The sequence below is a fragment of the bacterium genome (assembly GCA_035529855.1).
GTDB lineage: Bacteria > RBG-13-66-14 > B26-G2 > WVWN01 > WVWN01 > WVWN01.
This window is the reverse complement of sequence record DATKVX010000058.1, coordinates 1-7144: the sequence shown is the minus strand read 5'-3', so window position 1 is coordinate 7144 and position 7144 is coordinate 1. Positions and strand designations below refer to the sequence as shown.

The 7144-nt window shown below is 60.2% G+C and carries 9 protein-coding genes; all 9 read left to right on the top strand.

Annotation, left to right across the window (positions count from 1 at the left end; all coding sequences use genetic code 11):
• Nucleotides 1-1679: N-6 DNA methylase (locus tag VMX79_06495; protein HUV86743.1), on the top strand; the 1679-nt coding region annotated here is incomplete at its 5' end.
• A 168-nt stretch (nucleotides 1680-1847) separates the two neighbouring features.
• Nucleotides 1848-2117 (top strand): hypothetical protein, encoded by a 270-nt coding sequence (locus tag VMX79_06490; protein ID HUV86742.1) that lies wholly within the window; start codon nucleotides 1848-1850, stop codon nucleotides 2115-2117.
• Entirely contained in the window at nucleotides 2075-2638 is a 564-nt protein-coding gene (locus VMX79_06485) for a hypothetical protein (GenBank protein ID HUV86741.1), read from the top strand. The genes VMX79_06490 and VMX79_06485 overlap by 43 nt, the downstream gene beginning before the upstream one ends.
• Nucleotides 2639-2723: 85 nt before the next feature.
• Nucleotides 2724-3071, top strand: a complete 348-nt coding sequence (locus VMX79_06480; GenBank protein HUV86740.1) for a nucleotidyltransferase domain-containing protein — start codon at nucleotides 2724-2726, stop codon at nucleotides 3069-3071.
• Nucleotides 3055-3459, top strand: a complete 405-nt coding sequence (locus VMX79_06475; protein ID HUV86739.1) for a HEPN domain-containing protein — start codon at nucleotides 3055-3057, stop codon at nucleotides 3457-3459. The genes VMX79_06480 and VMX79_06475 overlap by 17 nt, the downstream gene beginning before the upstream one ends.
• Nucleotides 3460-3477: 18 nt before the next feature.
• Nucleotides 3478-4284, top strand: a complete 807-nt coding sequence (gene folE2, locus VMX79_06470) for a GTP cyclohydrolase FolE2 (protein HUV86738.1) — start codon at nucleotides 3478-3480, stop codon at nucleotides 4282-4284.
• Nucleotides 4285-4302: 18 nt separating this feature from the next.
• Nucleotides 4303-4707: a hypothetical protein gene (locus VMX79_06465; protein HUV86737.1), complete on the top strand. Its 405-nt coding sequence runs from the start codon at nucleotides 4303-4305 to the stop codon at nucleotides 4705-4707.
• Entirely contained in the window at nucleotides 4677-5435 is a 759-nt protein-coding gene (locus VMX79_06460) for a M23 family metallopeptidase (GenBank protein ID HUV86736.1), read from the top strand. Before VMX79_06465 ends, VMX79_06460 begins: the two co-directional genes overlap by 31 nt.
• Nucleotides 5432-7144 (top strand): hypothetical protein (locus tag VMX79_06455; protein ID HUV86735.1); only part of this gene is annotated, 1713 nt, incomplete at its 3' end. The genes VMX79_06460 and VMX79_06455, both read left to right, overlap by 4 nt.

Below are 7144 nucleotides of genomic sequence, written 5' to 3'. Positions count from 1 at the left end.
ACGCGGCAGCGCTCGCGTCCATAAGTCGGCCCAAAGAATTACTATCCCTGCCGATAGTGGCGGCGGCGACGGCGTTGAGCCACGGCGACGAGCACGGCGTAGGCCGCGAGTTCTTCCACTGGGAGCTCGAGTTCCCGGAGGTATTCTTCGACGAGCACGGCCGCGAGAAGGACCACCCCGGCTTCGACGCGGTTATCGGGAATCCGCCTTACGGCTCGAAAAAAATGTTAGACGAATTTACGAAAGGTTTTATTAGGAAAAATAATTCTTGCTTAAGTAGTAGTGATACGGCCGAAATGTTTTTAGAATTAAGTTTTAATTCAATAAAATATTCGGGAAAAGTAGGTATGATAGTCCCGAAACCTTTAACTTATATAACTTCGTGGAAAGACATCCGCCGCAGTATAAGCGAGTTGGCGCTTAAAAATATCATAGACGTTAGTAAAGCTTTTAAGGAAGTCAAATTAGAACAAATCATAATTATATTCGAGAATTCTCACGCTTCTGGTTCGGTTAAAACAGGTTACTTAGAAGAAAACGTAAATTTGGTCTCGGAGGAAATACTACAAAACGAATTCAACGAAAGGGTATATCCCCTCTACCGTTTCGGCGCCGTAGCAGAACTAGCTAGTAAATTGGAAAAATATTATGTTAATTTAGGAGATATTTGCCGTATATGGTCGGGAATCGGTGGGATTACGAGATATTTAACAAAAGATAGTACCAAAGAATTAATCATGAAAGGGGCGTCACTGAAAAGATATGGTTATACGGAAGACTTATATTATATTGACTCTTCCTTTTCTAATGCCGGAGATAGAGAGGAACACGCGCCGAAAAGGGTTATTTGCCAAGATATAGTAGCTCATATAAAATCCCCCAGAGATCATATTGAAATAATGGCAACGATTGCAGAGACCGGTTTATTGACACAAGAGACGGTTATTAATTTCACGGTCCCTGAAGAAAGCGAATACGATGTGTTATTTTTATTAGCCTTAATTAATAGCAAATTATTTTCCTGGTACGCCTATAATCTAATATTTAATAAAGCCATTAGGACTATGCACTACAGGCCGAACTACGCTGACTTTTCCCCTTTAAGGCCGATATTTTTTAGGACGGCCGCTACGGCCAGGGGTGTCCTCGCCCAAGAACTCGTTAATTCATATAATGCCGGGGACTTCGAAACCATTATAAGTAGTATCGGAACTTCCCTACCTAAAAACGACGAAGCGGATTTCCTGGCTTTTGTAGAAGGCGCAATTGGCGATGAAGAAAAATCCGACGTCGTTCACGACTTCCTTGCCTTCCTCGCGCAGCAGATGCTCGATACGAACGCGGCGAAGCAGCGCCTCGTCCGGGAGTTCCTCGGTTGGCTCGACGGCGAGACGGCCGGCAACCTCGACGACTTCAGGCCTAAGAAGTATCAGGAATTCTGGGAATACGAATTCGACGAGTTTTATAAATGGCTCAATAAAAACCACGAGGATTTCAAGGCCGCGGACCACGGTAAATTACAGGGCGAGTTCGATAAATACAAAGCCGAACTGGTAGCGTTAACCGAGAAGATAGAGCGCACGGACCGCCTGATAGACGATATCGTATACATCCTCTACGGCCTTACCGAAGAGGAAATAGAAATCGTAGAGAGCTCGTTTCGGGGTAAAAGCGAATAAAAAAAGCCGGTTTTCGCAAAGTCCAACCGGTGGTCAGCGTGAAGCTGACACCTCCTCTCCGATCCGGCGCATATAAGTGTAACGGGCACTCCGAAAAAGTCAAGGGAAAAACGACGTACTGGCGTTAAATAGCAAAAAAATAAGAGTATTGGACACTATTGGGTATATATGGTAGGTAAGAACCTAAACGACGTAGGGAACGAGCGCCCCGCGGCCCGGAAGGCCGAAGCGGTCTGGCTCGAGACGCTGCGGCGGCTAACGCTGGAGCGGAAGCTGGAAATAGTGATGGACCTTATGGACGAGGGCTTCGAGCTACGCGTCCTGGGCGTCGGGCTCCGTTTCCCGGAAATGACCGCGGCCGAGGCGGTCCAGCGCGCGAAAGAAGAAGCCATAGCATGCTTCAAGAAAAACTCCTTGCGCAAGTCGCCGCTGTTCTGAACGACGCGGGAATCGAGTACGTCGTAACGGGGTCCGTCGTGACCAGCGCGTACGGCGAGCCGCGCTTCACCCAGGGCGCGAACGTGGTCGTGGCCGCCGACCCCCGGTTGGGCGAGGTCCTGGCGTGCGCCTTCGAGCCGCCGCGCTATTACGTCGACGCGCAGGACGTAAACGAATCCTTAGGGAAGGGTTTAATTTGTAACCTGATCGATACCGACACGGCGAGGAAAGTAGACTTCCATCCCCTTAAGGCCGACCCGTTCGAACGTTCGTTCTTCGAACGACGGCGAAAAGTCCGCTACGGCGGCGTCGACATGTGGTTCCCCTCAGCCGAGGACGCGATACTATCGAAGCTGCGTTGGGCACGGGCCACCGGCGACGGCGAGAGGCACGTACGCGACGCCCGCGCCGTATACGAAGTACAGGGGGAAGCGTTGGACGAAAGTTACTTGCGGAAATGGGCCGAGCGGTTGTCGGTTTCCGACCTTCTTCGCGAGCTCGGGGCAGGCGAAACCGAGTGAACATTCGAGGCGTTCCGAAAATGGCTGACAAAAAGAACGGTTTGAACGAAGTAGCGCGGGAGCGGCCTAAGCCGGTGATAAAAAAATGCCCGTGACGTTCGGCATAGACAGCGAACGTAAGGCCAAGCTGGAGGCGGAGCTGGCGCGGGCGCTCGCGCTGTTGCCGAAGTACGACGTCGAGCGCGCGTACCTCGTCGGCTCGCTGGCGACGGGCGGCGTCCGGCGTACGAGCGACATCGATTTAATAGTGGTTCAGGAGACGGCCGTCAAATTCGTAAACCGCTTAAACGACTTTCTGGTGGAGTTCGCGCCCCGGGTGGGCTTCGACTTGTTGGTCTATACGCCGGCGGAATTCGAGGATATGACGGCGCGGCCGGGGTTCGTCGCTTCCGCCGTCAAACGCGGGAGGTTGGTCTATGAGAAACGCCGCTGAAGATGAAGGCGCGCGGTGGTTGGCCCAGGCCGGGGCGGACGTGGAGGCGGCCGCCTACCTCGTGACCGGCGGACACTTCAACGTCGCCTGCTTCCTCGCCCAACAAGCCGCGGAGAAAGCCCTCAAAGGGTTTTTATTTTACCGGGGCGCCGCGGAAGTGTGGGGACACTCCGCGGCGGAACTGTGCGAGAAATGCGCCGGGACGGAGCCGGCCTTCCGCGAACTGGTCGGGCCGGCGGCTTTACTCGATAAATACTACATCCCCACCCGTTATCCGAACGGATTGCCGGGCGGTATCCCCAAAGACGCGTTCGATAAAGTAGAAGCCGAAAGGGCGTTGGACATCGCCCGCCGCGTCGCCGATACCGCCGGGGCTTTAATGTCATAACGCGCAAGTTGGTTTCGAATGCCGGTTAATAAAAAACCACTGAACGACGTCGCGAACGAGCGCCCCGCCGCGGAGATACCGATAGACCGCGTCGGCGTCAAGGGCGTGCGGCTGCCGGTGCGCGTCCTCGACCGCGAGCGCGACCACCAGGACACCATCGCCACCGTCGACATGTTCGTCGACCTGCCGGCGCAGTTCCGCGGCACTCATATGAGCCGCTTCGTCGAAATCCTCTACGGCTATCGCGACAACGTCAACTACCGCACCATGGCCTACATCCTACGCGAGATGGTAGGCCGGTTCGACGCGGCCCGGGCGCACCTCGTCATCGGCTTTCCGTATTTCATAGACAAGGCCGCGCCGGCCTCCGCGGAGAGGTCCTTCCTGGAAGTCCGCGCGCGCTTCCTCGGCGACTTCGTCAACCGCTACCGCTTCTCGCTGGGCGTCACCGTTCCGGTCGCCAACCTCTGCCCTTGTTCCAAAGATATATCCGACGCCGGCGCCCACAACCAGCGCGGCGACGTCTACGTCGAGCTCGAGTCCCGGAATATAATCTGGATCGAGGAAGTGGTGGCGTGGGCGGAGGAGGCCGCGTCGGCGCCGCTGTTCGCGCTGCTCAAACGCGAGGACGAGAAGGCCGTGACGGAGCTGGCGTACGGGCGGCCGCGCTTCGTCGAGGACGTGGTCCGCAACGTCGCCGAAAAGCTCGAGCGCGACAAGCGCGTTCGCTCGTACCGGGTTGAGTGCACCAACTACGAGTCCATCCACCAGCACGACGCGTACGCGGCCATCGCGTACGATAAACGAAAAAGAGAAAAAGCGTAACCTTCGGAGGTTGACGATATGCTTAGATGTCTCACCGTAGCGGGCCTCGCGGTCGTTCTGTTAGCGGTCGGCTGCACGAAAGAGGAGGCGGACAACCCGTACGCCACGCCCGAGGACACGGTACAGGCTTTTGCCAAGGCCATGAAAGAAGGCGACTTCGCCGCGGCGCTGGACTGCTACGACGACGCGGCGCTGTCGAGCGAGGCCGTGGGCGTGGAGGGCCTTTCCGAAAACGAAATACGGAACCTCTTCCTCAAGAGCCTGGAGGCCAGCCGGGAGCCGTACGCCAAGGACGAAGTAACGAACCTGGAGAGCCGGCTGCTCACGGCCGAGGTCACGTACGAGCTGGGGGGAGTCAAGCACACCCACGCCCTCGTCAACCAGGAAGGCGAGTGGAAAATCGCTACCAGCCTGACCCGTTAAAATTGCGGAAAATTATCGCGAGACGTTACGGCGCGGCCTGTGTCGCCGCGCTCTTGCTAATGGCGGGTTCGGCGGCCGCGGCCGAGGGCGACGCCGCGCCGGGCGACTGGATTACCGGGTGCGTCGACCCGGCGGACGGCAAGCTGGTGTTGCCCGACACGCGCACCGGCCGGGCCCTCCCCACCCGCGACGCGTTCCGCGGCATATCGTTCGTCTTCCCGGTCGCGGGCGCCCGCTTCCACGCCGTTGAGTACACCGAGAAGACGGGCCTCACCGACTTCCGCAACCGGTGGCGCCGCAACCACATGGGGACCGACATCTTCGCCCCGGTGGGGAGGCCGGTGCCGGCCGCGGCCGACGGCGTCGTCGTCGTCGCGACGTTCACGCCCAAGAGCGGCCCGGGCGGCAAGGTAGCCGTCTATCACGGCCGCGGCGTCTACACCTATTACCTCCATATGTCCGCGATCGACTGCGCCGAAGGCCAACGGGTCCGCGCGGGAGACGTCATCGCGGCGGTGGGCGCCACGGGTAACGCCCGCGGGACGCCGCCCCACCTCCATTTCGAAATAGACTTCGCCGTCGAGACGCAGGACAAGCCGGCCTGGTTCGTGGAGTACGTTAATGAACCTCGAGCCGGCGTCTCGTCGCTGCGCAGCGTGGAACCGCTGGCGTACGTGTGCAAGCACGCTCCCCGCCTGCGCGACCCGCGGCCCCTCGCCCGGTTATGAGGCGACGGACCCTATTGCTGCTGTCGTTCGCCGTCGGCGCGGCCGCGGCCTTCGGGGCGGCCGAGTGGCGCAACGCCGTAAGCCGAACGTACGTATCCGACGTCCTGGTGGACGGCAACGCCGTCTGGCTGAGCTATCTCGGCGGCGGCGTCGCGCGCTACGAACCGCGCACCGGCAGGGCGACGTATTACACGGCGGCCGACGGCCTTATACACAACTACGTGACCGCGACGGCCGCGGATAAGAATAAGCTGTACTTCTCGAGCCGCGGCGGCCTGGGCGCGCTCTCGCGGGTGGGAGGCCGCTTCGAGGCCACCGTAAGGATGTGGGGGTTCGCCCACAACGACTGCACCGACGTCGCCGCGGACGAGACGTACGTCTACGTCGCGACGTTGGAGGGGGCACGTCGCTACGATAAAACGTGGCCGGGGAAGGAGTTCGAGGCCATCCCGTCGGAGGTCGGGCCGGCGTCGCGGCTCAGCCCCCAGGTGGAGGACGGGTGGAAGGTCTTCGTCACGGCCGACGGCGCCGTGCTCGACGACCTCTATTCGGTGACGCCGGCGGAGGAGGGCCTGTATTGGGGAGGACGGGGGCGGCTGTTCGCCTCGGCTCGAGGGGCCGAGGGCTGGCGCGAAGTCGGCGTCGAGCTGCCGGCGATGGCCGTCGTGCGGCGGGTCTTCGTCCGCGGGACGACGTTGGTACTCGCGACCGACGACGGCGTCTTCGAGTTCGACGGCTCGAGCACGACGCGGGCGCCCGGGCCGCTGGGCCGCGTCGACGCGCGCGACGCGTTCGCCTTCGCCAGCCTGGAGTACTACGCCACCGCGGAGGGGCTATTCGTGAGGAGGGCGGACGGGAGGCCGTTCAAGTTCGCGGCCGGCGTCGGGGCCGAGTGGACGAAGTTCAAAAACGCGCGGAAAAAGAAATCGCACAAGTGGCGGCTCGGCGCGGCCGACGGCCTGCCGTCACCCCGCTGCACGGCCCTCGCGAGTTGGGAGGAGTCGATAATAGTAGGGACCGAGAACGGCGCTTGCCTGTTGGAGCCGACGTCGGGCCAGGTCCGTCCTTTGCCGCTGGCGAAAGGTTTGCCGCCGGGCGGCGTCTACGCCGTAGCGTACGACGACGGTAGAATATGGGCGGCCACGCCGAACGGCCCGGCCGCCGTCGACGAGGCGGATTTCGCCGTCGAAAAATTCGAGCTGCCGGGCGGCTGGAACGACGTCCGCGACGTTGCGTTCTACGGCGGCGAGGCGTTGATAACGTCGCGGGTCGGCGTGGTCGCGGCTAACAGGAGCGGCGGCGCCCGGAAGGCGTTCGACCTTCGCGGCGCCGCCTTCGGCGCCGAGGGGTTGTGCGGGGTCAAATACGACGGGCGTTACTTCGTAGGAACGACGGGGGGCTTAATCGAGTTGAACGAAAACTTGGAGTTCGTAAGGGATTACGGCGCCGGGGAGGGATTGCCGGCGTATCCGGTCCGGGCGCTACTACCTTTGGGGCGCTCGCTGCTGTGCGCGACGCAGGGCGGCGGCCTGGCCGCTGTCGACCTCGGCGCGGGCGACGTTCGCGTTGTCGCGGCGGCCGACGGCCTATCGTCGGACGTGCTGTTCTCGCTCGCCGCTGACGACGAGCATATTTACGTGGGGACGTACGACAAGGGCGTCGACGTGCTGGACGCGGCGTTACGATTCGAAAAGAACATTAGCTGGGGC

Coding starts and splice junctions, on each gene's coding strand:
- VMX79_06490 (HUV86742.1), top strand. CDS start 1,848: ATGGTAGGTAAGAACCTAAACGACGTAGGGAACGAGCGCCCCGCGGCC.
- VMX79_06485 (HUV86741.1), top strand. CDS start 2,075: ATGCTTCAAGAAAAACTCCTTGCGCAAGTCGCCGCTGTTCTGAACGAC.
- VMX79_06480 (HUV86740.1), top strand. CDS start 2,724: ATGCCCGTGACGTTCGGCATAGACAGCGAACGTAAGGCCAAGCTGGAG.
- VMX79_06475 (HUV86739.1), top strand. CDS start 3,055: ATGAGAAACGCCGCTGAAGATGAAGGCGCGCGGTGGTTGGCCCAGGCC.
- folE2 (HUV86738.1), top strand. CDS start 3,478: ATGCCGGTTAATAAAAAACCACTGAACGACGTCGCGAACGAGCGCCCC.
- VMX79_06465 (HUV86737.1), top strand. CDS start 4,303: ATGCTTAGATGTCTCACCGTAGCGGGCCTCGCGGTCGTTCTGTTAGCG.